This window comes from Planktothrix serta PCC 8927, from assembly GCF_900010725.2.
Lineage (GTDB): Bacteria > Cyanobacteriota > Cyanobacteriia > Cyanobacteriales > Microcoleaceae > Planktothrix > Planktothrix serta.
In genome coordinates, this window is record NZ_LR734877.1 from 139,630 (window position 1) to 164,479 (window position 24,850).

Here is a 24,850-nt window from a genome sequence, read left to right on the forward strand (position 1 = left end):
AAAGCACAGTTCAAAAACAAAAAAATCTCAACAGCATAACTGGCTAAGAGTGACTTACTTGGCTGGGAGACACAACAATATAATTAATGAAAATAAACCAAAAACAAAACCCAGCCAAAACCATGTTTGCGAATCTCTATTTTTCTTTTCTGCAATCGTTGCACAAGCAGCACCAAAAAGCCCACCCACTACAACTAGAATAATTAACCCTTCCATGACCCAGCCCTCAATACGCAGCAACTTTAATGATGGCAATAGCCTACCACCCTATCAGGTGAATAAAAGTTGCCAAAAAGTGAAATTAGAGGTAGTATAAAGTGAATAAAAGTGAAAAAAATAGATCTTGCTCCTGATCCACTGGCCACTATAGCCTGTTGAAACAACGATTAATTAATTCAAGAACGTGCGATGGATACTGAAAAAATCGAACAAATTGTTGCATCTATCAATCAGATTGTTTATCACAAACAAGGAAAATCCTTGAAAGATATTCAAGTGGATATTCTACGGGGAGCCTTCAAGCAAGAGGAGTATATTAAAATTGCTCATGCTAACAACAGAAGCCCAGATAGTATAAAAAAAGAAGCGTCTTTACTGTGGAAGTTATTGAGTGAAGTTTTTGGCGAAACAATTACAAAAACTCGTTTAGAAGTGTTAAAGCGAAAGGTTGCTAATTTATCTACTTCTCATCAATTTTCTAATTCTGATCAAGATTGGGCGGATGCGCCGGATGTGTCGAGTATTGTAGGACGAGAAATTGATGTAAATACTCTTAAACAATGGGTTGTTGGCGATCGCTGTCGTCTAGTTACTATTGTTGGACTTCCGGGGAAAGGAAAAACCAGTCTGACTGTAAAATTAGCTCAAGAGGTGAGTGGAGAATTTGAGGGAATTATTTGGCGATCGCTTTTAAACTCCCTTTCCATACAAGATCTAATTAAAGACTGGATTTTATTTTTTTCCGATCAACAAAAGATGGATTTACCGGATCGTCTTGATCAACAAATTAATCTGTTAATTTCTTATTTAAAACAACATCGCTATTTATTAATTTTAGATAATGTCGAGACTATTTTAGCTAAAGAAACTCAAGCCGGAAACTATAAATCCGGTTATGAAGACTATCATCAACTATTAGAAAAAATTGCTCAAGTTCCCCATCAAAGTTGTCTCTTGTTAACCAGTCGAGTTAAAGTTCATCATTTAGAAAAATTCGTAGGTCAACATCAACCCGTGCGTTGCTTTGTGGTGGGAGGATTAACCGTTAATCCTGTTAAACAACTGTTTCAAGAAAAAGGTGAATTTATCGCTACAGAAACTGAATGGGAAACTTTAGTTAATTATTATCAAGGAAATCCCCTGGCTTTAAAATTAACCGCTTGTCATATTCAAACGGTTTTTGCAGGAAATATTCAGGATTTTTTAAAAGTTGGAAACTTAGTTTTTAAAGATATACAGGATTTATTAGATTGGCATTTTCAGTATTGCAGTCCTGAAGAACATAACGTTTTATTTTGGTTAGCGATTTATCGAGAACCTGTTTCCATTACTGAATTAAAAGACCATATAGTTTCAGTGAATATTCAACAGCATTTATTAGATTATTTAGAATCCTTACAAAACCGAATGCTCCTAGAAAAAACGGCTATTCAACAGTGCTTTACCCTACAACCCGTGTTAATGGAATATGTTACCGAAAAATTGATTACCACCGTCACCCCAGAATTAATTACGGGAGAGTTTAATGTATTTAATAGTCATAGTTTAATTCTGGCGACTTGTAAAGATTATATCAGAACTAGCCAAATTACAATGATTATTAATCCTATCATAGAATCTTTATTATCATTATCTCAATTTGAAAGTCTTTTTAAATTAGAAAATCATTTCACAAAATTAGTAATTCAAGCTCAAGAAAAATATCCCCAGAAACCCGGTTATATTGGGGGTAATTTAATTAATCTATTTTGCTATTTAAAAACCGATTTAAACAGTTATAATTTCTCTCGTCTGGCAATTTGGGAAGCTAATTTACAAGGAATTAACCTACAAAACGTTGATTTTTCTTACTGTCATTTCAAAAATACCGTTTTTACGCAATCTTTTGGAGGAATTCATTCCTTAGCATTTACTCCCGATGGTGCTATTTTAGCGGCGGGAGATTCTAATGGTTATATTCACTTTTTAAACCCAGAAGATGGACAACCAATTCTCAGTTTTGGTAAACATAAATGGTGGACGGTTGCTCTCGCCTTTAATTCCGATGGTGAAAAATTAGTCAGTAGTAGTTTAAATCCTACTGTTAAAATTTGGAATGCAAAAACGGGTCAATTGTTAAAGAATTTAGAAGGACATAAAAGTTGGGTTTGGACAGTGGCTTTTAGTCCCGATAATCAAATTATCGCCAGTGGAAGTGATGACAAAACGATTAAATTTTGGGATGCTAATAATGGTCAATTATTGAGGACTTTAGACGCTCATAACGGTTGGGTTTTAAGTGTGGCGTTTAGTCCTAAGTCCCGAATTTTAGCCAGTGGAAGCTATGATAAAACGATTAAACTTTGGGATATTGAAACGGGAGACTGTTTACAAACTTTGAAGGGACATGAAGATGCGATTTGGTGTGTAGCATTTAGTCCTGATGGTCAAACTTTAGCCAGTTGTGGATTTGAAAAAATTATTAGAATTTGGGATATCAAAACAGGGGACTGTTATCGGATTTTGTCAGGACATCAAAAGGAAATTAAAGTGTTAGCGTTTAGTCCCGATGGCGAAACTTTAGCCAGTGGAGATTTTACCTCAACGGTGAAGTTTTGGAGGGTGAAAACAGGGGAATGTCGAGGAAGTTTAAAACACCATCAAACGGGAATTCGCGCTTTAGCTTTTAGTCCTGATAATCAAACCGTAGCGACGGGAGATAATGACCAAATTATTAAACTTTGGGATACTAAAACAAGAAAATGTATCAAGACATTTTGGGGATATACTAACTGGGTTTGGTCAATTGCGTTGAGTCGTGATGGTCAGAGGTTAGCGAGTAGTCATTTAGACCATAAAGTGAGATTGTGGAATCCTCAAACCCAAGAGTGTTTAAGTACGTTAACCGGACATACCGCTTGGGTGTGGTCGGTGGCGTTTAGTCCTGATGGAAAAACGGTGGCGAGTAGTGGCGATGATGAAACCATCCGACTTTGGGATGTGGAGACGGGGGAGTGTTACAAATGTTTGAAATATCCGACTGAAAAGTATCAAGGAGGAATTTGGACGATTGCTTTTAGTGGAGATGGTTTATATATCGCCAGTGGGGGTCAAGATACAACGATTAAAATTTGGAATCTTAAAACTAATAAATTTCACGTTTTAGCAGGACATCAAAGTTGGGTTTGGACGGTGACTTTTCATCCTAATTTTCCGATTTTAGCCAGTGGAAGCGATGACCAAACGATTAAAATTTGGGATATTAAAACGGGAGAATGTTTACAAACGTTACGGGGACATCACAATAAAGTTAGGTCAATTGCGTTTAGTCCAGACAGTCAATTTTTAGTCAGTGGAAGCGAAGATGAAACGGTCAAACTTTGGGATTTAGAGACGGGAAAATGTGTTTATACTTTATTGGGACATGAAGGTTGGATTTGGTCGGTTGATTTTAGTCCTGATGGTCAAATTATCGCCAGTGGAAGTGATGATTTTAAAGTGAAACTCTGGGATTTTAAGACGGGAAAATGTCTCTATACGTTAAAAAAACATACTAATACTGTTACATCTGTTATGTTTAATCCCCATAGTCAAATATTGATCAGTGGGAGTGAAGATGGAACGATTAAGTTTTGGCACGTTCCCACGAAAAAATGTGTAAAAAGTTTAATTATTCCTAACTCTTATACTAACATGAATATTATAGGAAGTCAAGGGTTAACAGAAGGTCAAAAGAAATGTTTAAAAGCGTTGGGTGCGGTAGAATATTAGCTATAGAACTTTAAAAGGGTCAAGCGTTGAATATTACCACAAAGACACAAAGACACAAAGAAGATACAACTTTGTAGAGACGTTGAATTCAACGTCTCTACAATCATTTAGGATTCTTGATTTAAGCGTAATACCGCCATAAATGCTTCTTGGGGAACATCTACAGACCCCAAAGATTTCATCCGTTTTTTACCTTTGGCTTGCTTCTGTAAGAGTTTTTTCTTCCGACTAATATCTCCCCCATAACATTTGGCTAAGACATCTTTTCTTAATGCTGGAATACTTTCACTAGCAATCACTTTAGATCCAATTGTGGCTTGAATGGGAACTTTAAATTGATGACGGGGAATCAATTCTTTGAGTTTTTCCACCATTGCCCGTCCGACATGATAAGCTTTATCTCGGTGAACAATCATGGCTAAAGAATCGATCGCATCTTTATTAATCATAATATCGAGTTTGACTAAGGCATTTTCTCGATATCCAATTAGATGATATTCCATACTGGCATAGCCACGAGAACGGGATTTCATCTGATCAAAAAAGTCTGTTACCACTTCCGCTAAGGGCACTTCATAAACTAAGGTTGTTCGTCCTTGGGCTAAATAGCGCATATCCTTAAATTCACCCCGACGACCTTGAGCTAACTCCATTAAACTCCCCACATAAGCTTCAGGAGTAATCATCTCGACCCGTACATAGGGTTCTTCGATTTTTTCCCGGTGGTTGGGCTCAGGTAAATGACTAGGGTTATCGATCATAATCACTTCCCCTTTTTGAGTTGTGACTTGATAAACCACCGAAGGAGAGGTAACAATTAAGTCTAAATCATATTCTCGTTCTAACCGTTCTTGCACAATTTCCATGTGCAATAATCCTAAAAATCCACATCGGAAACCAAACCCCATTGCACTAGAGGTTTCGGGTTCATAAGATAACGCGGCGTCGTTTAATTTGAGTTTTTCTAAGGCTTCTTTTAGGTTAGGATATTCATCAGAATCCGTTGGAAATAACCCACAAAACACCATCGGTTTTGCTTCGGTATAACCGGGTAAAGCTTGTTCAGCTTGACGATTAGCTAAGGTAATTGTATCGCCAACCCGTGCATCTTCAACGGCTTTAATAGCAGCAGAAAAATATCCTACTTCGCCAGCGTGGAGTTCATCAACGGGGATTTGAGTCGGAGATAATACGCCAATTTCATCGATTTCATATTCTTTTCCTGAAGCCATTAAGCGAACGCGATCGCCTTTTTTCACCCGTCCATCCATCACCCGAAAATAAACAACAACTCCGCGATAACTATCATAATAACTATCAAAAATTAACGCCCGCAATTTCTGATCAACCGTATCCTGGGGAGGAGGAACTAAATGGACAATGGATTCTAAAATTTCATGAATTCCTACCCCTTCTTTGGCGGAAGCTAACACCGCCCCCGAACAATCTAACCCAATAATTTCTTCAATTTCACTTTTGATTCGATCCGGTTCCGCCCCAGGTAAATCAATTTTATTTAAAACTGGAATAATTTCTAAGTTATTTTCTAAAGCCAGATAAACATTTGCTAAAGTTTGAGCTTCGACTCCTTGAGACGCATCAACTACTAATAACGCCCCTTCACAAGCGGCTAAAGACCGAGACACTTCATAGGAAAAGTCAACGTGACCCGGAGTGTCAATTAAATTCAACACATATTCTTCACCGTCATCGGCTTTGTAATTCATCCGGGCGGCTTGCAATTTAATTGTAATTCCTCGTTCTCGCTCTAAGTCCATTGAGTCGAGAAATTGTTCCTTCATTTCTCGCTTTTGAACCGCACCCGTTGCTTCCAAAAGCCGATCTGCGAGGGTAGATTTCCCATGATCAATATGAGCAATAATAGAAAAGTTACGAATTCGAGAAACTGGAACGTTAGTCATAAGGTGATATTCACAGGCATAATAGGGAGACTCCCGTTAAAGTAACGAGGGTCTGCTTCAAGTATTTTAACAAAAGAAACCCAGGGACACACCGATTTTTTCAGGGAAATAGAGGGAATTAGGACTGTTTTTCTAATTCCGACTTCATCCGTTCTAGGGTAAGGTGCATTTGTTCAAACATTTGGTCAGGGGTAATCCCAAACTGACCCAGTTGGGTTCGCAACTGTTCAACGGTCATCTGGGCCATGAAATCTTCGGAAAGTTCAAACCGCTTCATAAAAATGCGGTAACGATCCATAATCCCTTCCATTTGCTCAATATAGAGTTTTTTGCCCTCCCGATCAAACTTGCCATAATCGCTGCCCAGTTTGATCATGGATTGATAATCTTCAAATAGCTGTTTAGCTTCTTGTTGAACGATGTCTGAATCAAAGAATCCCATAGTTTCTCGAATTTTTTTATGAATAGGGGTTTGAGTTTAAGAGCTTTTAACGGATTTTTTCATATTTTAACCCCTGGGGAGAGGGTTGCTTACACTCCCACAAGTCGCAATTTCCGTACTTCTGGTCAGAGTTGGGGACAACAACCGCGTTTAGGCGATCGCATTTTAGTCTGAAAAAAGACGATTTATCAAGCAATGAACCAGAACCCCCATTCAGTCAATTATTTACTTATATTCAATTAATGAGTTATCCTTTCCTAATGTTTGATTAAAATAAAACTGGATTTGTCCGAATAATGCTGGAAATTTTGCCAAAATACAAGAGACGGAATAAACAATAGAATCAGCATTAGAAAAACCTTGTTTTTGACCCGCCACATAGGTTTTATAAATTGACACCGGATAGGCGAGTAATAATAATAAACTCCTTTCATGAGTTGGGAAGATTAAACTTAAAGCCAGGAAAGGAATAATTAAACCCCATACCAAAATACTACGACTTTCTCTTACCCAATGGTTTTCAGGCGGTTTCCCATGTAAATAAGCCCCTTCTGCATAGGCGTGACCTGCTCTTAAATGACGTTTCCACCATTGACTAAATCGAGTCATTTGGGCATCATGGAGGGTCATTTCTGCATCTAAACGATAAATTTTCCAGCCTTTTTGTCGGAGTCTAACACATAATTCGGGTTCTTCTCCTGCAATTAATTTGGGGTTAAATCCAGATACCTGTTGAACCGCTTCTACTCGCATCATGGCATCTCCGCCACAGTCTTTTGCTTCACCAACTGGAGTATTCCATTCAAGATCGCAAAGACGGTTATAAATTGACGCATCAGGAAACCGTTCTCGTCGCCGTCCACAAACGACCGCAATATTAGAATTTTGTTCTAATTTCTGTTGGGCTTTTTCTAACCACCCGTCCACAATTTCGCAGTCTCCATCAACAAATTGAACATATTTTAATTGAGGATTATTTTGCACTAAAAATTGAAATCCAGTATTTCTAGCTCGGGCTGCGGTAAAGGGAATGGATAAGTCTAATTCTACTACATCCACACCGAGCGATCGCGCAATTTCTACAGAATTATCCGTTGAACCGGAATCAACATAAACGGCATTTTCAACTTTTCCAACAATTGCAGATAAACATTTCTGTAAGCGTTCACCTTCATTGCGTCCAATAGCAACTAATCCAATGTTACTTAACATAAAATTTCCTTAAATGATGTTAATTATACCCAATTAAAAGCTTGATCTTTGACCTTTGGTTTAAAATTATCACAGGATAATTCAATCCCTAATTTTGATCCTAAAATAGCCAAATCTTGATCAAAAATCAATCGCAATTTCTCATAACTTTCCGAGGTAAGTTCTGGTTTTTGTTTCATTGCCCACCAAGTTCTCACCCAAGTCCGAAAAGATTTAGGAACAAACAACCGTCGTAGTTCTCGAAGACCGGGAGTTTCGACTAAAAAATCCCGCCAGGCACTTTTTATCATCCGTTCACGGGATACATTTTGTGCCTCTAATTCAAAGTTCCAAATCGGCTTTTCTGGATAACCAATAAACTGACAAACTCGTTCTAGTTCATCTTGGGGATGAGAGAGCATTCGTTCAAAGAAAATCGGTAAAATTCGATCTTGACCAAAGGTTTCAAAATAGGGTTGAAGCTGCATCGTATAACAACTATAATCAATTAATTCGGGATGTTGAGTAATCGCTATATTAATCTCCTCGGAAATCACTTTTTGTGTCCACTCATGAATATATTGAGAGACTAACCGATCAATCGGATGTCGCATTACATAAATAAATTTAACCTGGGGTAAATGTTGTTGAATTCGTTGAATTGTTTCAGGATAAGTCGGTAATTTCGTGTAATGGGTACTGGACTCTCCACAGAATGCGTCTACAGGTGCAGAGGCAAAATGGGATAGATACCAATTCCAGCCTTTTTCGTACTCCTCATTATTACTAAAAAAATTAGGTTCTTTGAGTTGACTCATGAAAATTCCCGGTTGTAAAGCCAACTGTTCATGCAGGGTGCTGGTGGCACATTTCATCGCACCCATAATCAGAAAATCAGGGGTTTTGTTCATATTAATTCGGCTTTGATGAATTTAAGGGAGTTAAACAGTTAATCCAAATATCTTGGGCTTGAAATTCGCAGGTATGGGGTTTTTTATTCCCTACTAATTCCCGAACCCAAGACAAACTGCGACCGACTAACCACAGAAGATTTGTTAACCATAATCCTACAATTCCATAAAATTTGGCAAAGTACCGAGAACGAGAGGCATAGAGATAGGGACGAGGACGTCGCCGCGCCGCCATATCCGCTTTGACTGAACCACTTCCTCCGCGTAAATGCACCACCCTTGCCTCTGGCCAGTGGAGAATCTGCCAACCCGCTTGATGGACGCGGCGACAATAATCCACATCATCAAAATACATGAAATAGCCCTCATCCATAAAGCCAATTTGTTGAATCACCTCCCGACGAATCAAAACACAAGCAAAACTTGTCCATTCTGGTTCAAAGGAGGTATTAGAAACCTCCATCGGAACGTCATACTGTTGAAAGAGTTTTGTAACTGGCCCTGTGGCAGCCGCATCAATTAATTGACTCAGGGGAGAATGATAGCGGAAACAGCTAATTTGGGGGGTACTATCAGGCCATTCTAAACGAGGACTAATCAGTCCTGCTTCAGGATGAGTTTTCCAGGCGTGAAGCAGAGATGAAATTGCACCCGGTCGGACAATGGTATCACTATTCAGTAATAAATAAGCGTCAGCTTCAATGGCTTTCATGCCTAAATTATTCCCGGCGGAAAATCCTCCATTAACCGGAGAAGCTAGGAGTTTTACCCAAGAAAACCAGTGATGATCTGTAATTGTTTGTTGCAGAAGTTCAACGGAATTATCTCCAGAAGCATTATCAACAATAATCACCTGATCATCTCCAACTTTTAGCTGATTTTCTAGGGATTTTAAGCAGTCTATTACTAACTGGGGTGTTCGATAATTAATGATCACAATGGCTAACTGAACTTTCTCAACTGAACTATGATTTTGAACTTGAATTTCCTCCATTGTTTCCTCTAGGGTTATAGGTCAATTCTTGCTGTGAACATTCAACGGTCAACGGTCAACGGTCAACAATTAACTCCTGAATCATGTTAACAAATTCATGATTTTTAAAATAGTTCTGATAGGCTTGATGAGCATTTTTAATAATCCGATTTGCTTCCTGGGGATGATCTAAATAGTAACGACATTTTTCAGCTAAATCTGAAAAATCCCAAGCAACAGGAACATAAGTTTCTCCTTCTATAAATAAATTGGGATGAACCTCTAAATGAGCCATAGAAGGTTTTACTAATAAACAATTATAACAAATGGCTTCAAAATCTCGCCAACAACTTTCACCCCATCCATAGGGGCTAAAAACAATTCGACTTGCTTTAAGTTCTTGAAAATATTGGCGTTGGGGAACTAAACTACTCCCAACAAATCCGCCACTGGCTACAATTTTATAATCTGAAGCTAAGGGTTCTAGGGCTTGAACGGCGGCTTGACGATATTCATAATACCATTCTTTTTTCGTTTCTGATCCTAAAGATAAACGACAAAAGACATCAAGGGTTTTAGCAGGGCGAAACCAATTGAATTGAGGTTGAAATAATATGTCTTTAAATCGTTTTGCTGTTCCCAAACTCCATCCACAGCTAATCCGATCTTCATAGCCAGAAGGTACATCAGAACCTACATACCATCCTTCAAAATTATAGTTCCATTTTTTGGCAACAAAATCCGTAAATTGGGAACCACCAATATAGTGTTTTTTGTAGTCGTCAATCTGTTTATAGCGTTGTCGTTTGAGTAATCGATCAACGGAGGGTAACAGATTAAAATACTTAGTGCTGGCTTGAGCAAAGGGATCAATAAAAATCAGTTTACGTTGAGGATGATCTTCTCGAATTGTTTTCATAATTTGTTCAGATTCAAGAGGATCTTCTCGCCAAAAAGGAAGTAAAAATACAATCTCAGATTCATGCTGTTTACAGACTTCAGCAATATCAGAAAATGTCTGGGCAGGGATATATTGAACTTTGAGATCGAGTTGACGAAGGAGTTGTTTTCGAGAATAGGTGAAAGGTTCACATTGTGCCTTGACAATACTATCACGATTGGAACCAATAATTAAAGCTTTTCTCATGATTTTTTTCTGGGTAACTGTAATTAAAATCGATGATCTACCGAAGTTAGTCAAGCCTAGGATACTGATTTACTGACATCCTTCCCACCAGCAAGGATTATGATCAATAAAATCTTCTAAAGCTTTATATTTGGGTGAAGTCGGTTGATAGACCGATTCCAAAGCTCCCCAACTCCCATATTTTGTGGGTTTACCGATATCGGTAAAGTGCATAAAAACAGTCCCTCCAGCTTGTTCCCAATCTTGTAGAAGTTGTAGATAGGTATCATACATTTGAGGATGACGATTAAGTTTAATCAAGAAATCCGTTACTTGCTGATTTTGGGGGTCTTTTCTATGGGAAACTAAATGTTGTCCGCCTTCATAAGCTACTAATTTTAACCCTTTGTCTTTAGCAATTTCTGCATGATATAAAAATTTTTTGTAATTATGTTCTAAACTATCTTTATCCACCGGAAGTAATCCCCCTTTTTTTAACTGTTGAAAAGCCAGATTAATTCCCTCATCTCCCTTGTTTCGCCAAGATTCAATCACACTACTATTGTTTAAATCTCCTAATGCGCCACTAAAATAACCCGTGATCCCATAAGCATCCATGCCCTGATAACAGGGTTTATTTCCTTCTGCCACCCAATAGGGACAATCTAAGATCTTCCGTTCTGCACCTTTATAATTCATTTGTGTAGAAATCACACAAATTACCCGATTCGCTTGATTTCCAAACTCTTTCTTCCAGATTTCACACATTTGAGCCGTTCGCATTCCATACCACTGAAAAAAGGCATCTTTTTTATCCTTTCCCCATCGCGCTTGACCTTGTTCTAAGGCATAATGGGTTTGCTTAAAATTCCAATTCCAAACCTCATTAGAAAATTCTACATAAATATTTGAATTAGAATTTAATTCAGCTTTAACCTTCTGGGCAAAATTGCGGATATACTCATCCGTTGCTTGATGGGGTATATTAAACCAAGGTTCAGCTTGAACTTGATTAGCTAGGGCAATCATCACTTCTAAAGGAACCCCTGAACGTCTATAGGTTGCTGTTAGAGGTGTTGGTCTATTTTTCCACTCTTTTTGAGGAGAATGATTGGTTTGCATCCAGTCCATAAATCGCAAAGTTCTAAACTTTTTAATCTTCTCCAAAAAAACGGGATTAAATTGTTCACCTTGTTGATAACGAGTTTCATCTTCTGCTTTAATAACTCGAATATTACGAAGATAATTTCCCGTTTGATTGGGATCGGTTTCATTAATTAAAATTAACGCTCCATTACTCTTAGATAAATCAATCGTAATCACATCTCGTCCAGGTTGGGAAAGATCGGGATTTTTTTCGGCGGCTAAACCATATTCTAGGGTTCCTTCTCCGTCGTACAAAACAAGATATTGTCCAGAAATGGGAGTATCTTGAGGGATATCTTTAAATAAAGTTGTTGCAACTTGTGTGTAACGGGGAGGATCTTCAGGCTTCGGTAAGGATTTAACCCAACCCTGTTCATCTAAATCTAATTGCTCAGATTCTTTTGTATCCCATACCCCTCGACAATCTGATGTTTTTTGATTCTGGCAGGTGGTGAACCAGTTGCGGGAGTTTTTAAAATAATCAATAAACGGAAATTGAGTCGATGAACTCCCCAAACCACTCAAATTAATCCCTAAAGGGGATTGACGAGGGGATAAACTGGTGCTAACTTCAGATGCTTTTAAACTATTCTGAGAACCCGCAATAATTTTAGATACAGTGATTCCTATCCCCATTAAAAATATTAAGAATAATACCAGATTTTTTTTTGAATACCATCTAAATTCAGTCACTATTAACATGATCAATCTCCTTAAAAAATAACGTTTAACGGTTCAAAAATTCAGTCCTCATCAGTTACTCAATTGATGGAGATCGGCGTTTTTTGCGATTCAGTTTAAAAATACCATAATTGGGCTTTTCATAAAGGGGAATTGGTCGAGGCTTTCTGTGATTCAGTTTAGAAATACCAAAATTGGGTTTGGCAGAAATCGGAATGGGTCGAGGCTTTCTACGATTCAGCTTAAGAATAGGATGAATTGTTTTAGTAGAAATTGGCAGTGCTGGAGAAGGGAATCGGGGATTCAGTGTCGGATTACGATCAATCGTTTGGGGAGAAACAGCGACAGAGGAATTGAATTCTTGGGGATTGGGGTTCATCACTAACCCAGCTAAACCTCCACTAGCCAAGGTAAAAACGGGATTATACTGATCATTTAAGAGATTATCTAACACATATAAAACCGTAACTACACTGATGGCGGCGGCTCCAGCAACCTGGGGACGAAACCAAGTTTTAGCGGGATATCGTAACAATAAAAAAGTGAGGGCGGGGAGCAAAGATGTTCCAAAGATGCCAATGATACCCATTGCTCCATTCATACCATAGGCAATAATCCACAAACTATCTGTGGTGGAAATATCAATCAGTTTTCCAGCCGATTCACTATAAGCAAAAACTCGATTTCGTCCCCATCCTCCCCAACCAAACCATATCCGTTGCATGGCTTTTTCTACTAAGATTTCTTCATTATCAAATCGGAATTCTAAGGACTGCGCTCGGTCAGGGCCGGCTAGATCTGTAGCAACCTGAACAATTTGATCCGCTTGTTCTCCAGTGAAGTTCCCCGTCACCCCTAGATAGAGATAGGAAGATAACATTAAAATTAACAACACCTGGGGAAAACTGGTGCGAAGGAATTTGGCACTAAATAATATCACCATCCCCAAAGCCATATATAAATAAGCTCCAGTAGAACGAACTAAAAGATGAGTCATATATAGCCCAATAAACCAAAGATTCATCGGGATATACAAGAATTTTTTTAAAGTTCCTGATTGCCAAAGCCATAGGGCAATTAAAACCGTCGCCATCATCCACATTCCCACCGCTAAACCATGTTTCATAAATATATTAGGTCTATATCCTCCTAAACGATAGGATTGTAAAAATTGATTAATGCCATGATAACCATAAACCATTCGATGCAGTTGGGGACTAATAAAACTTTCTACAATGCACAGTGGCGCATAAATCACACCACTGATAAAAATTCCCATAGCTAATTCATGAAGACCTCGAAGATGATTGAGATAGAGGCGACCTAAAAAATAAGGGATACCATATTTAATGATTTGGTCAAGAGCCGAAGAAACCCCATCATAAGCTCCCAAATTATTTGTAATGGATGAAATAAAGGGACAGATACACCACATCAACATGGGGATATCAAGCCACCCGAATTTAAACGTTTTAAAGGTTTTAAAACTATATAAACAGGTCGCCAACATGATGCTGTAACTGGTGGCTGAGGTGCGATCATAATCGGGAAGACCGGGGAAGGCGAAGGTAGTACGCTGAGGAAGAAACAACCAAGCTAGAATAAAACCCATCACCACAGCCTTGTCGGTGGGAATTTTTTTAAACAAGTACAAGACAATGGGCAGCAAAATTAACAAAGCGAATTGTGCTTGAGGTGTCATAAACTATCGGGGATGATCTCCTAAGTTGGTATACTCTGAATCCATCCCTAATTAAGATTTTTGATTAAGGGCGTTGCGAATATCAAAGATAATCGGGGGAATGAATTTTTTTAAGTGGGTTTTGAGCGGAACTGGAGCGGGTTTGGAGTTTAAATTATCTCCAGGTCGAGCTAGAAATACAGTGGAGTGAGTTCCAGACACTTCTTCCGCCGGACGACCGTTAGAGTAGTAATAGAGTGCTAAAGATTTGCGAGTCATTCCCTCTGGACAAGTTAAAGGATCGGGGTGTCCATGATAGGAAAAGTCTGTCGTACTAAAGATAACACAACGATTGAAAATGGGGAGGACTTTTTTAGCACATTCGGTCATGTTTCGATCCCACATTTCAAAATATCCCCCATATTCTTCTTGCCAATTTTTATTTAAGTAGATGAGCAGATTTAATCGTCGATCTAAGCCTAAATCTTTATGTTTATTAAAGTCAACGTGCATTTTTAAAAATCCTCCTGGTTCAATTTGGTGGAGTCCACCTCCTTGAAAGTAAGGATCGGGAATAATCCCTGAAATTCCTGTCAGTTTTTCTAAAAATTTTAAGAAAACAGAAGAATTTAATTGATAGAGTAAAAACCGGGTGGCTTCACCCATTTGTAGTTCTGAAGTCGAGGCTAATTTTTTTTCAGCAGCAGCATCAAATTTTTTCCAACTAATTTGTCCGGGTTCGGGAAATTCTTCTAATATTTGATCTAAAACCCCTTCGGGGAGAAAATTATCGATAACAATATGAGGAAAGGGTTCAGCTTGGGCATAGGATTGGCAATTTTGTTCTGCCAGAGCATTTAAAAAGTCGAAATCCAAACAAAAGCTTAAAGATTGAGTCATTATTTTTCTCCTAAAGTTGATGATTCAAAATGTCGATTTTAACGGTTCCAGTGGGACAGATCCCAATTTAAAAACTCAGCGAGTTTTTGATTGGGTTCACGAAATTTTTCTAATAACATTTGGCGAGTTTCTGGACGCATAGGCGGGGGCATATATTGTTGGGATTTCCATTGTTTATACTTGAAATGGCGTACCCATTGATAGGCTTTATCTTTCAAGGGCTGGGGTAACAGGGACTTGAGTTGTTCAATCCCTGGAATCTGCTTGAAAGAAGAGGTCATTTGTTTCCGTACAAACCATTCTGGATCATCCTCCGCTTTATTGGCAACCAGGGTACTTTCCTCGATTAAATTAATAGTGGGATCAGCACCAATAAAGGTGAGAATTTGGCAAATCGTCTCGTGAGGATGTTGAATTAAGTCTTCCATAGGCAGGAAGAGAAAGGACTCTCGCGGATAAAATTTCAGATACTGTTCGATTTGATAGAAATAAAAACTACTGTCAATAAATTCACTTTGTTTAACCAGGGTTTCTTCAAAGGTTTTTTCAACGGCTAGTTCTGGTTTATAGCGAGATCCTTTGAAGCGATGCACGTAAAATGAATAAGCCCGATCTACCGGATGTCTCATGATATAAATGAGTTTAACATCGGGTAAAACTTTTACCAAACGTTCTACTGTATGAGGATATTGTTGTAAGCGGGAATAGGTGGTTGAAGCTTCTCCACAAATTTGATCGGGTTTGGCTTGATGAAATAAGGATTCATACCAGTCCATCCCTTGAGCATAATGAGCATCTACAGAAAAGAAGTCTGGCTCTTTTGGCGTAGACATAAACACCTGGGGATGCCGACATAAATATTGATACAGTGTTGTTGTTCCTGATTTGGCTGCACCAATGATCATAAATTGGGGTTTAATCATCACAAAATGCTTTGGGATCAAGGGTTAGGGAAAGCCCGAAAGGGCTAAATACGATCTTTGCAGAAGATCGTTAGATTTGACTAAGAACAGAGTGCTATTTCAAAAGCTTGTTCACAGAGTCGGGCTGCATCATCCCAAGTGTAACTGGTGGCTTTGGTATAAGCACGATCTGATATTTGACGCCACTGTTCCTGGGACATTTGACAAATCTTCACAATCGCTTCAGCCATCTCCTCTGGGTCTTCTGGTTTGACTAAGATTCCTATATTATCGCTGAGAAGTTCCGGGGCGGCACCTGCTGGGACTCCAATGACCGGAGTTCGACAGGCCATAGCTTCTAAAATCGGAAGTCCGAACCCTTCAAAGCGACTGCCAAATAACCAGGCATCACAACTGGCATAGATATCTTTGATTTGATCCTGTGGAGGCTGACAGAAGAATTCACTCCCCGGGGGTAAGGGTAACTCAGGAACAGGGGGCCGAGTCCCAAAACAGACTAATTTTAAGTTGGGAATCTGTTGAGATGCTAAAGAAACGGCTTTTAACGTGATGTCACAGCCTTTCCAATAGAGGGGGGAATACAGCATTCCCACGGTAGGAATTGTTTGTTTTTGCCTCGCCCCGGCATAATATTTTTTCAAATCCACACTGTCAGGAACAAAGGAAACATTTGTATCTCCATATTCGGTCTTCATAATATCTACTAACCACTGGGAAATCACAATTTTATAGAAAGGCAGGCGATAGGTAGCAGCGACCCGTTCTTTAGGTAAATAATCGTGAGTTTCATGATGACGAATCATATAAACTTTTGCTCCCTTCGAGGGGGAAAGATTAGCAACCCATTCCGCCGTTTCCCACCAAGTTGCTACCACAATATCGGCATCGGGAACATCAGCATCCGTAACTGGGGGTGGATGATCTAAAATCCGGCTAGGTAGATCAAAACTGTCCAGATGGGAAGGCCCTGTCTGTTTCGTGGAAATCAACCCTTTGCCTTTTAATAAGGATTTCACCTGCTGAAGCCCTGTTGGTTTGCGTTTTTGAGGACAAACTATATAGATTTGATGACCTCGTTTTTGCAAGTGATAAGCGAGACTAGCATTCGCTAAAAGTCCCCCTGATAAACTAACCAAATTTGCCATAACAAAGGTAATTTTCATAAGAAAAAGGTGAGAGTTGTGTTGCTGTTTGATCAACTAGACGCTACAGAATACTATCAATGGATAATCCACCTCCTAAACTATATCGAATCCCTCCTAGGGTAACAATTATTCCCAGTAGGATGATTGTTGCCCATAAATCTTGTTTTAAACCAGAAAGTCCTTCTCGCCAAAGTCCATAGTTAACCACAATATAAAAGGCTATATCATTAAATGCCACCACCAGGATAGCCCCTAAAATTCCTATTATAGAAAATGATAACGGAAGTAAAATCACCATGTATAGTAACTTAAATACATTACCCAGGGCAATATAGAGGGGTTTTCCAATGGCAAATAGGGCTTTATCAATACTGATACTTAGGATAAATGGCCACATTCCCAAGGTGAGGATCGGCAGCATCCAAGCGGCTTGTTCATATCTTTGATCATATAAACTTAAAATGAGTTGATCCCCAAAGCAAACCAGAAGGGCTAAGGGTAAACTGATGAGCAATAATAATAACTTTCTTTTGTCGAGAATATTCTCTCGAAGTTGCGATCGCGGCAGATCCAACTGTTTAGAAATAACAGGAAAAACAACTTTACTCATCACGGCTTGCATTAGGGCTTTGGGAAGATCTGCCAAGGTAAAAGCAACAGTATAAACCCCTAACATTTCTAAGGTTAATAATTTACCCAGCATCAAGCGATCAGATTGAGAAGCGAAGAAGGTCATCACCGTTGAAACAAAGATCCAGCGCCCGAAAGAAATTAACTCTTTCAAGGCACTTTGATCCCAAGCCAAACGGTTTCGCATCCCGGTATTTAAGCGATGACTTCTAATCAATCCAAACAGGGATGAAATTAAGACCCCAGCAATTAAAGCCCAAATTGTAGGACTGATCCAAGCCCAGATAATCATCACCCCAAGGCTTAAACCTTGGACAATAAAGTCATAAATTGTCAGCTTTTTTAAGTTTAAATTTCGGTTTAAAGTTGCTAAGGATGTTGATTCAAAACCTGATATTATGGTTCTAAAACCTACAATTGGTGTAATCCAAAGCAATTTAGGATCATTATAAAATGAGGCAATGGGTGCTGTAATCAATAAACAAACGATCCAAAGTCCAAATCCTCGGAATACTTGAATTGTCCAAGCAGTATTCAGAAATAACGGATCATCTCCCCGTTCACTCCGAATAATACTGGGGCGGATTCCAATATCTGAAAATAGGTTAAGACCTGTAATAAAGGTATTGACTAACGCCATCAATCCAAATAATTCGGGAACCAAAAGACGAGTTAGAATTAAGTTTCCCCCAAATCGTAATATTTGACTTCCTCCATAGCCGAACAGTGTCCAAATTGTCCCTTTAATTGCCTGTTTACTTAGAGATGACATATCAATTAAAATTCAAGATTGTTACAGAACTCGCTCTAACAAATTAATGGGTTTTGAAAGTGTAATCTTTTTATCCTTGGTATAAAATTTAATTTAAACAAAGGTTAATGTTTAGAAAAATTGAAGTAAAATCAACGACTTTAAGGATTAACTTCCCTAAAGTTTAGCATAAAACTAATTAGGCTAATTATGCCATGATTATCAAGAAACTTCACAAAAGCTTTACATTTTTCTTTACAAAAGCAGCAATAACTCTCCCAAAAACCCCTACTAAAAAGCAAGGGTACAGATAAACTACACCCTTGCTCTGATGACTCTAAATTCAGTCTGTTATCCTGCTTTTTTGCCAATTCCCAAATGTTGTTTACTCTCTCGAAGTTGTTCCCATAGGGTTTCAATTTGTACATAAGATTCTTCTGCTGAAAGTTTTCCACTGGTTTGCAGGGCTACAATAAAGCTGACCTTATGAGCAAATTCCTGCAAATTAGCATTAAACACAACATTTTCAGGTGTCGCATTCCCTCGATAACGAGAACCCCAATAAAAGGAACCTAGGCTGGTCATTTTTTTCCACCTCCAGTTTACACTATTGTTCATTTTTACATAGAATGCCCGATTCGGAATCGACTTCAAAAGTATACCTTGATACTTTAATTATATCCCTCCTAACCTTATACCTCCTGGAAAAAAATATAGTTCTCTGTCTGAAGATACATATTGATATTAAGAATTAAAGTTTTTCCGACAAGGGAAATAACGAAGCAAAACCATCCTTGCTGTCAGTTAAACCAGATACAACAAATAGCCCGTGACAATTTTTTCCACAATAGGAAGTCATTGGGTTATCCTCAATCACAACTCTTGTAGGAGGTTACGATGGGACTAAAATGGCGATATTGTGCCAAATATTCTTCTAAAACTCCAAATTGACTGCGGTTAAGACTATAGTAAATCCATCGTCCTTCTTGACGACTTTGTACTAATAACGCTTCTTTAAGGGTTTTCAGGTGAAAAGAAAGTTTAGACTGGCTAACTCCTAACTGTTCACACAGTTCACAAACACACAATTCTTGTTCTCGTAACAGATTGATGACTTGCAAACGCCAAGGGTCTGATATGGCATGAAAACCAGCAACGAGAACACTATTAGCAGCAGGAACCGCAGGAGTTACCATCACATTATTTGCAACCATCAACCATCTCCTAAATTCAGGCGAATCACTCTAGCTTATCATCTTCGTTTGATTCCGATATCAAGTAATCATCAACATTCTGAGGTTATCCTTCAGGATTGTAGATCCCAAAAGGAGATCTACAGTCCTCTAATGAAAATGAAAACTTGCTTTCTATCTTTACATAACCCCCTGATTTGTAAAACTCGATTTTACATAATCCCCCTATTTTTAAAGCTGTAAGAAAAATTTGCCTATATGTCTAAAGAATTGTTAAGTTTGCCGAGGATTTTATTTGATCTTGAAAAATAAAAATTAGCATCTAGGCATATCGAAAACCCTTTTTATAACATCCAAAATTTAAGGAATCAAAACATGAAGATAGCGAATTTGGCACAGCTTGCCGTCAAGCATATTCGCAGTGATTTTCTGGAAGAATTATATCTCAAGACTGGGTTTGAAGGGACTAAACCAATTGTCATTTATGGGATTGTTAATCAGCGCTGCAATTCTAAATGTCGATATTGCGAATACTGGCGATTATCAGAGTATCAAGAAGAGATGACAATTGAGCAGTGGAAAAACGCACTTCTAAGCCTAAAAAGTTATATCGGTTCCTATCATATTGAATTTTCCGGGGGTGAACCCTTTATCAAAAAAGGATTTGTTGATCTCTTAGAATTCTGTGACCAGGAAAATCTGAAGTGGGGGGTAACGACAAATGCCTATTGTTTAACAGAATCCGTTGTCAAACGAGTGGTTGCGGCCCATCCTTTTAATATCAATATTTCCATTGATGCTCATATTGCTGAAATTCATGATTATGTCCGAGGAGTTTCCGGTGCTTTAGAAAAAGTCAAAAAACATTTGCAATTTTTATTGCAAGAACGAAAAGCTCAAGGTCAAACCTTTCCTGTGATGATTAAATCAACGGTTCATGCTCACAATTTGGATATTATTTCTCAAATGGCGGAATGGGTTCAACAATTGGGAGCAACGGCGGTGAATTTTCAACCTATTGATCGTTGGACATCTGAAACCTATGATGAACTTTGGATTTCTGAAGATCGCATGGAAGAATTGCAAACTGTTGTTGAAACTTTAATTGCACAAAAACGCAATGGTCTTCCTATTCTTAATAGTGAATCTCTCCTACAAATGTGGCCGGCTCATTTTCGGGAAGAAAAAGCACCCGCCAGTGTTGGTTCCTGTCGTGTGGGTTTACGCAACTATTTTATTCGCACTAATGGGGATGTGGAAGTTTGTTGGTTTTATCCTCCAATTGGCAATGTTAAAAATCAAAATGCGCGGGAAATTTGGGAAGGATATGAAGCTCAGGAGCGACGTCAACAAACGACTAATTGCGATCGCCTTTGTCTCTATACCTGTTTATCCCAAAAAACATTCGCTGATAAAGTTAAAATGGGATTAACTCTATTAACAAATCGTCAAAATTAGTCGCATCAATTCACCTTAATCACTGCTATACTTTGCTTTGTAAAGTATAGCATTTTTGAAAGATTAAATTGTTACTCCTTCTAAGTCTGCTTCTGTTAACTCATACAAAGATTTTAATTTATCTAAAATTTCGTTATCCGCTTGCCAAAATCCCCGACCATTGGCTTCTAACATTCGACCAATAATATTCCGAAAAGCTTCAGGGTTTGCTTGTCTTAATTGGTTAGCCATTTTTTCATCTAAAGCATAGGTTTTAGCAGCTTGATCATAAACCCAATTCTCTTGAAAATTAGCTGTTCCTCCCCAACCCATTAATGCGGTCATTCGTTGAGAAATTTCATAAGCCCCCCCACTCCCTTGATTCACCATTGCTTCTGCCCATTTCGGGTTTAATAATTTGGTGCGATATTCAATTCTTAATAAGTCTTCTAACTGCCGAGGGGTGGTATCTTTAGAAAAACTTTCCACAAAATTAGCCTTAACTTTTTTACCTTGATGTTGTTCGGCTGCCCGTTTTAATCCTCCCGTATTGGCATAATATTCTTGAATATCCGTTAATCCATATTCTACGGAGTCAATTTCTTGAACAATATTATCCATCGTTTTTAACAGTTGAGTCATCACTTCTGGTCTGGCTTGTCCTTGATCTTGGCGACCAAAACTAAAAACATTTCGTCCTTTCCAAGTATTCGCTAATTCATCCCCAGTTTCCCAATTACCATCAACAATTTGATCATTAACTAACGATCCAAAATCCCCCGATGGATTAGAAAATAAACGGGCGGATGGGTTTTCTACGCCTTGCGATCGCAACTGTAAAGCGTGTTTTCTAATAAAGTTTTGATCCTCCGGTTCTTCCGCATTTGCCGCCCGTTGAAATAAATCATCTAATAATTCAATAATATTAGCAAAACTATCTCTAAAAATTCCCGATAAATTTGCCAAAATATCAATCCGAGGATGTCCTACTTGGTCTAAAGGTTGTAATTCATAACGAACAATGCGTCCAGTTCCTTCTTTTACAGGTTCCGCCCCAACTAATTCTAATAAAATTCCTAACGACTCTCCGCGCGTTTTAATCGCATCTAACCCCCATAACATTACCGCAACAGTTTCAGGATAATTCCCCGTTTCTGCTAACTGTTGATTAATGATTTTTTGAGCGATTTCTCGCCCTCTCAAATAAGCCGCAGCCGAGGGCATTCGATAGGGATCTAAGGCGTGAATATTGCGTCCAGTCGGTAAAACTCCCGGCCCATCTCGCAGTAAATCCCCACCCGGTGCTGGCGGAATATATTCCCCATTTAATCCTCTTAATAAATTCGTTAATTCATCGGAAGTTTGCAGTAATAATTCTCGAATTTGGGTTTCAGCTTCCGGGGTAAATTCTGCGGTAGATTCGGTAAAATAAGCCTGGATATAGGTGGTTAATTCTTCTTCTGTTGGGTTCTCTCCAAAGATATGTAATCCAGAGGAAAATAAGCGCTGTTCAAGGATTTGTAAATAATCATAGATTTTGATAAAATAATTGTAGAGAACTTCGACGCTAAATAATCGAGCATTCTCCATTGTAAAAGCAATTCCTAATTTTTTGCCCTCCTCAAAGGGACAATCCACATCTAAACCGATATCAACAATTTGCTGACTAATCACTTCTTGAAGAGTTGAGTTTTTCTGGGGATCTTCTCGATATTCTGAAATTAACTCGCGTAAAGATACCAATTGTTTATACAGTCCTGCTCGACCATAAGGAGGAACATTATAGGAAATTAACACCCCATACCCTCGACGTTTTGCTAAAATTGATTCTGAGGGATTATTAGCAGCATAAAGATATAAATTCGGCAGATTTCCTAATAATATATCTGACCAAGAATAACCTGTATTTCCTAACGGTGAACCGGGCAACCATTCAACAGTTCCGTGCATCCCAAAATGCACAATTGCATCCGCTTGAAAGTCTTTTTGCAACCATTGATAAAAGGCAGTATATTGTGGATGGGGCGTTAAATCTCGTTCAAACATTAACCGCATTGGATCACCCGATAACCCTAAAGGAGGTTGCACCCCGATCCAAATATTGCCCAATTGAATCCCACCAATATGATAATCATCTCCAAAGGTTTTAATTCCGGTTCCCGTTAAAGATTTCCATTGTTTTTCAACACGAATTCGTTGTAAATAGCCTAACCATTTTTCTAATTGATTGACATTCACTTGATTAGAAATTGTAGAACCTTCCGCAAAAACAAAATTCTGTTTTTGTTCCAATAATTCATCGGCTATTTTAACCTTTTGAATTAAGCTTTCCCCCGTTTCAGGTAACTCTCCAACGGTATATCCTTGGGCTTTTAACCCCTGTAAAACATTCAATAAGCTCTGGGGTACATTTAACAAAGCCGCCGTTCCCGTAGCCCCATAGCCGGGGGGAAATCCATATAAAATAATCGCGATTTTTCGCTGTTCTACTGGTGTGTTTCGCAGTTGAATCCAACTTTTTACTCGTCCGGTTAAACGTTTAACTCGTTCAGGAATTAAATAAATATTTTCTCCCACTAACCCACCCAAAGGCACTGTATCAATAGCACCATCAAGTTCAGGTAAGGCATATAAAACCACACTTTGTAACCCTCCTATTCCTTGACGAGTCCATGATAATAAATCTTGAATTAATAGGGGTGCTGCGATAAAATAAGGAACGTTTTTTATCGTTAAAATTCCTTTAGCAATTTCTACCTGTCTTCCTGCTTCCATTGATCCGGCTGGGCCACCCACTAAGGGAAACCCAATCGTAGAAACAATTGCATCAACGCTTACAGCGTCTTTTGATAAGGATAAGGTTTCATTTTTTCCCTGTTGTCGTTGATTTAATTCCCAGGAAGTTGTCATCCAATCTCTAACTGCAACATGACCTTCAACGCCATTAATAAAAATCGGTAAAGGGATTAATTGAGCTTGTTGAAAATAGCGAATTAGTTGGGGAATATAAGCTTGTTTAGTAATGACGTGCTTACGATAAAGCAGGATACCAACAACGGGATCATTAACAGCTTTTGGATATTGTTGTTGATACCAATCTAAATAGGCTTTTGGCGATTCAAAATAACCGTTATAATCGGGATGTAATAATCCCATATTGGGAGTTTCAATAGGGGGGGGAATTTCACCGACGCTTAACCCTAAATAATGAGTAGCAATTGTCCAGAACATCGCTGCTACATTTTCTGTACCTCCCGCATTCCAATAGCCATAAATAATTAACCAGTTGCGGAGGTCTTGAACTTTTTGAACGGGGATAAATTTTAATAATTTCGGGCCTGTTTTCAGAAAGCTAATATAACCCGCAAGTTTATCTTCTTCTCGACCACTGGAAAATTTACTCAGAATAAATTGTATAGGTTTGGGCATTCCTTTGGGTTTATCCCCAATTTTAAACGCTCCAATTTGGGTTAAACTCATTAATTCTAAAGCGGATTCAAAAACTAAACGAATGGGAATCTTTTGTACTCGTTCTCTTAACCATAATACTTGGTCATAATCAAATAATAAGCTGGCAAAAAATACATCGGCATTTTCTAACGCAGATGCGATGGTATCCGGTTGATTGGAAATCGCGCGATCGCTAAAAACACAAATCTCTAATTCTGGACAACGAACACTCGCCAACTGTGCGGCTGTTCGATATAATTCAGCATTAAAAGATTCAAACCCAGCAATTAAAACAATCCGTTTCATAAACTCAATTCTTAAAATATTAGTTTTAATCTAATTATGTATAATTATAGCAATCCGTGTAGGATTTGCGATC

The 24,850-nt window shown here is 38.5% G+C and carries 19 protein-coding genes; 3 read left to right on the forward strand and 16 right to left on the reverse strand.

All coding sequences use genetic code 11. The features are described from left to right. Positions 1-54: 54 nt before the first annotated feature. Complete coding sequence (locus PL8927_RS17200) at positions 55-255, reverse strand: hypothetical protein (RefSeq protein WP_197047454.1); 201 nt, start codon at positions 253-255, stop codon at positions 55-57. 153 nt (positions 256-408) lie between these two features. Between PL8927_RS17200 and PL8927_RS17205 the strand changes: the two genes are divergently transcribed. After that, the gene (locus PL8927_RS17205; protein ID WP_083623994.1) at positions 409-3,969 is read left to right on the forward strand and encodes a WD40 domain-containing protein; all 3,561 of its coding nucleotides are present in this window, start codon (positions 409-411) and stop codon (positions 3,967-3,969) included. Between the two features lie 107 nt (positions 3,970-4,076). Here the strand turns inward: PL8927_RS17205 and lepA are convergent, their stop codons facing one another. Then, positions 4,077-5,891 carry a translation elongation factor 4 gene (lepA, locus tag PL8927_RS17210; protein WP_083623996.1) on the reverse strand — a complete coding sequence of 605 codons (1,815 nt, stop codon included), beginning with the start codon at positions 5,889-5,891 and terminating at the stop codon, positions 4,077-4,079. A 118-nt stretch (positions 5,892-6,009) separates the two neighbouring features. After that, a complete protein-coding gene (locus tag PL8927_RS17215) occupies positions 6,010-6,333 on the reverse strand; it encodes a DUF1825 family protein (protein WP_083623999.1) in 324 nt (107 codons plus the stop codon). An 18-nt stretch (positions 6,334-6,351) separates the two neighbouring features. Between PL8927_RS17215 and PL8927_RS17220 the strand changes: the two genes are divergently transcribed. After that, positions 6,352-6,507: a hypothetical protein gene (locus PL8927_RS17220; protein WP_156093225.1), complete on the forward strand. Its 156-nt coding sequence runs from the start codon at positions 6,352-6,354 to the stop codon at positions 6,505-6,507. Positions 6,508-6,558: 51 nt separating this feature from the next. Here PL8927_RS17220 and PL8927_RS17225 read toward each other — a convergent pair whose 3' ends face one another. The 12 genes from PL8927_RS17225 to PL8927_RS17280 all read right to left on the reverse strand — a co-directional run bounded on the left by PL8927_RS17225 (position 6,559) and on the right by PL8927_RS17280 (position 19,587). After that, entirely contained in the window at positions 6,559-7,545 is a 987-nt protein-coding gene (locus tag PL8927_RS17225; RefSeq protein WP_083624001.1) for a glycosyltransferase, read from the reverse strand. A 23-nt stretch (positions 7,546-7,568) separates the two neighbouring features. Continuing rightward, positions 7,569-8,435, reverse strand: a complete 867-nt coding sequence (locus PL8927_RS17230) for a sulfotransferase family protein (protein WP_083624003.1) — start codon at positions 8,433-8,435, stop codon at positions 7,569-7,571. 1 nt (position 8,436) lies between these two features. Beyond that, positions 8,437-9,429 (reverse strand): glycosyltransferase family 2 protein, encoded by a 993-nt coding sequence (locus PL8927_RS17235; RefSeq protein WP_083624005.1) that lies wholly within the window; start codon positions 9,427-9,429, stop codon positions 8,437-8,439. A 55-nt stretch (positions 9,430-9,484) separates the two neighbouring features. After that, positions 9,485-10,555, reverse strand: coding sequence for a glycosyltransferase family protein (locus tag PL8927_RS17240; protein WP_083624007.1), 1,071 nt, complete (start codon positions 10,553-10,555; stop codon positions 9,485-9,487). A gap of 69 nt (positions 10,556-10,624) precedes the next feature. Then, positions 10,625-12,382, reverse strand: a complete 1,758-nt coding sequence (locus PL8927_RS17245; protein WP_156093226.1) for a cellulose-binding protein — start codon at positions 12,380-12,382, stop codon at positions 10,625-10,627. 55 nt (positions 12,383-12,437) lie between these two features. Beyond that, the gene (locus tag PL8927_RS17250) at positions 12,438-14,063 is read right to left on the reverse strand and encodes an O-antigen ligase domain-containing protein (protein ID WP_197047455.1); all 1,626 of its coding nucleotides are present in this window, start codon (positions 14,061-14,063) and stop codon (positions 12,438-12,440) included. Positions 14,064-14,114: 51 nt separating this feature from the next. Beyond that, positions 14,115-14,942 carry a 2OG-Fe(II) oxygenase gene (locus PL8927_RS17255; RefSeq protein ID WP_083624009.1) on the reverse strand — a complete coding sequence of 276 codons (828 nt, stop codon included), beginning with the start codon at positions 14,940-14,942 and terminating at the stop codon, positions 14,115-14,117. A 38-nt stretch (positions 14,943-14,980) separates the two neighbouring features. Beyond that, positions 14,981-15,865, reverse strand: a complete 885-nt coding sequence (locus tag PL8927_RS17260; RefSeq protein ID WP_083624011.1) for a sulfotransferase family protein — start codon at positions 15,863-15,865, stop codon at positions 14,981-14,983. Positions 15,866-15,945: 80 nt separating this feature from the next. Next, the gene (locus tag PL8927_RS17265; RefSeq protein WP_083624013.1) at positions 15,946-17,028 is read right to left on the reverse strand and encodes a glycosyltransferase family 4 protein; all 1,083 of its coding nucleotides are present in this window, start codon (positions 17,026-17,028) and stop codon (positions 15,946-15,948) included. Between the two features lie 43 nt (positions 17,029-17,071). Continuing rightward, positions 17,072-18,412: an oligosaccharide flippase family protein gene (locus tag PL8927_RS17270; RefSeq protein WP_083624015.1), complete on the reverse strand. Its 1,341-nt coding sequence runs from the start codon at positions 18,410-18,412 to the stop codon at positions 17,072-17,074. A 330-nt stretch (positions 18,413-18,742) separates the two neighbouring features. Then, positions 18,743-18,976 carry a DUF7219 family protein gene (locus PL8927_RS17275; protein ID WP_083624017.1) on the reverse strand — a complete coding sequence of 78 codons (234 nt, stop codon included), beginning with the start codon at positions 18,974-18,976 and terminating at the stop codon, positions 18,743-18,745. A gap of 284 nt (positions 18,977-19,260) precedes the next feature. Further along, on the reverse strand, positions 19,261-19,587 hold the full coding sequence (locus PL8927_RS17280) for an ArsR/SmtB family transcription factor (protein ID WP_083624885.1): 327 nt from the start codon (positions 19,585-19,587) through the stop codon (positions 19,261-19,263). A 372-nt stretch (positions 19,588-19,959) separates the two neighbouring features. Between PL8927_RS17280 and PL8927_RS17285 the strand changes: the two genes are divergently transcribed. Beyond that, a complete protein-coding gene (locus PL8927_RS17285) occupies positions 19,960-21,042 on the forward strand; it encodes a radical SAM/SPASM domain-containing protein (protein WP_083624019.1) in 1,083 nt (360 codons plus the stop codon). 63 nt (positions 21,043-21,105) lie between these two features. Here the strand turns inward: PL8927_RS17285 and bchH are convergent, their stop codons facing one another. Next, positions 21,106-24,777, reverse strand: a complete 3,672-nt coding sequence (gene bchH / locus PL8927_RS17290) for a magnesium chelatase subunit H (RefSeq protein WP_083624021.1) — start codon at positions 24,775-24,777, stop codon at positions 21,106-21,108. Positions 24,778-24,850: the final 73 nt, after the last annotated feature.

Bases quoted from the DNA above. Each gene is read 5' to 3' on its own strand.
- PL8927_RS17255 (WP_083624009.1), bottom strand. From the start codon at position 14,942: ATGACTCAATCTTTAAGCTTTTGTTTGGATTTCGACTTTTTAAATGCT.
- PL8927_RS17260 (WP_083624011.1), bottom strand. From the start codon at position 15,865: ATGATTAAACCCCAATTTATGATCATTGGTGCAGCCAAATCAGGAACA.
- PL8927_RS17265 (WP_083624013.1), bottom strand. From the start codon at position 17,028: ATGAAAATTACCTTTGTTATGGCAAATTTGGTTAGTTTATCAGGGGGA.
- PL8927_RS17275 (WP_083624017.1), bottom strand. From the start codon at position 18,976: ATGACCAGCCTAGGTTCCTTTTATTGGGGTTCTCGTTATCGAGGGAAT.
- PL8927_RS17245 (WP_156093226.1), bottom strand. From the start codon at position 12,382: ATGTTAATAGTGACTGAATTTAGATGGTATTCAAAAAAAAATCTGGTA.
- PL8927_RS17285 (WP_083624019.1), top strand. From the start codon at position 19,960: ATGAAGATAGCGAATTTGGCACAGCTTGCCGTCAAGCATATTCGCAGT.
- PL8927_RS17225 (WP_083624001.1), bottom strand. From the start codon at position 7,545: ATGTTAAGTAACATTGGATTAGTTGCTATTGGACGCAATGAAGGTGAA.
- PL8927_RS17215 (WP_083623999.1), bottom strand. From the start codon at position 6,333: ATGGGATTCTTTGATTCAGACATCGTTCAACAAGAAGCTAAACAGCTA.
- bchH (WP_083624021.1), bottom strand. From the start codon at position 24,777: ATGAAACGGATTGTTTTAATTGCTGGGTTTGAATCTTTTAATGCTGAA.
- PL8927_RS17230 (WP_083624003.1), bottom strand. From the start codon at position 8,435: ATGAACAAAACCCCTGATTTTCTGATTATGGGTGCGATGAAATGTGCC.
- PL8927_RS17280 (WP_083624885.1), bottom strand. From the start codon at position 19,587: ATGGTAACTCCTGCGGTTCCTGCTGCTAATAGTGTTCTCGTTGCTGGT.
- PL8927_RS17240 (WP_083624007.1), bottom strand. From the start codon at position 10,555: ATGAGAAAAGCTTTAATTATTGGTTCCAATCGTGATAGTATTGTCAAG.
- PL8927_RS17250 (WP_197047455.1), bottom strand. From the start codon at position 14,063: ATGACACCTCAAGCACAATTCGCTTTGTTAATTTTGCTGCCCATTGTC.
- lepA (WP_083623996.1), bottom strand. From the start codon at position 5,891: ATGACTAACGTTCCAGTTTCTCGAATTCGTAACTTTTCTATTATTGCT.
- PL8927_RS17220 (WP_156093225.1), top strand. From the start codon at position 6,352: ATGAATAGGGGTTTGAGTTTAAGAGCTTTTAACGGATTTTTTCATATT.
- PL8927_RS17235 (WP_083624005.1), bottom strand. From the start codon at position 9,429: ATGGAGGAAATTCAAGTTCAAAATCATAGTTCAGTTGAGAAAGTTCAG.
- PL8927_RS17205 (WP_083623994.1), top strand. From the start codon at position 409: ATGGATACTGAAAAAATCGAACAAATTGTTGCATCTATCAATCAGATT.
- PL8927_RS17270 (WP_083624015.1), bottom strand. From the start codon at position 18,412: ATGTCATCTCTAAGTAAACAGGCAATTAAAGGGACAATTTGGACACTG.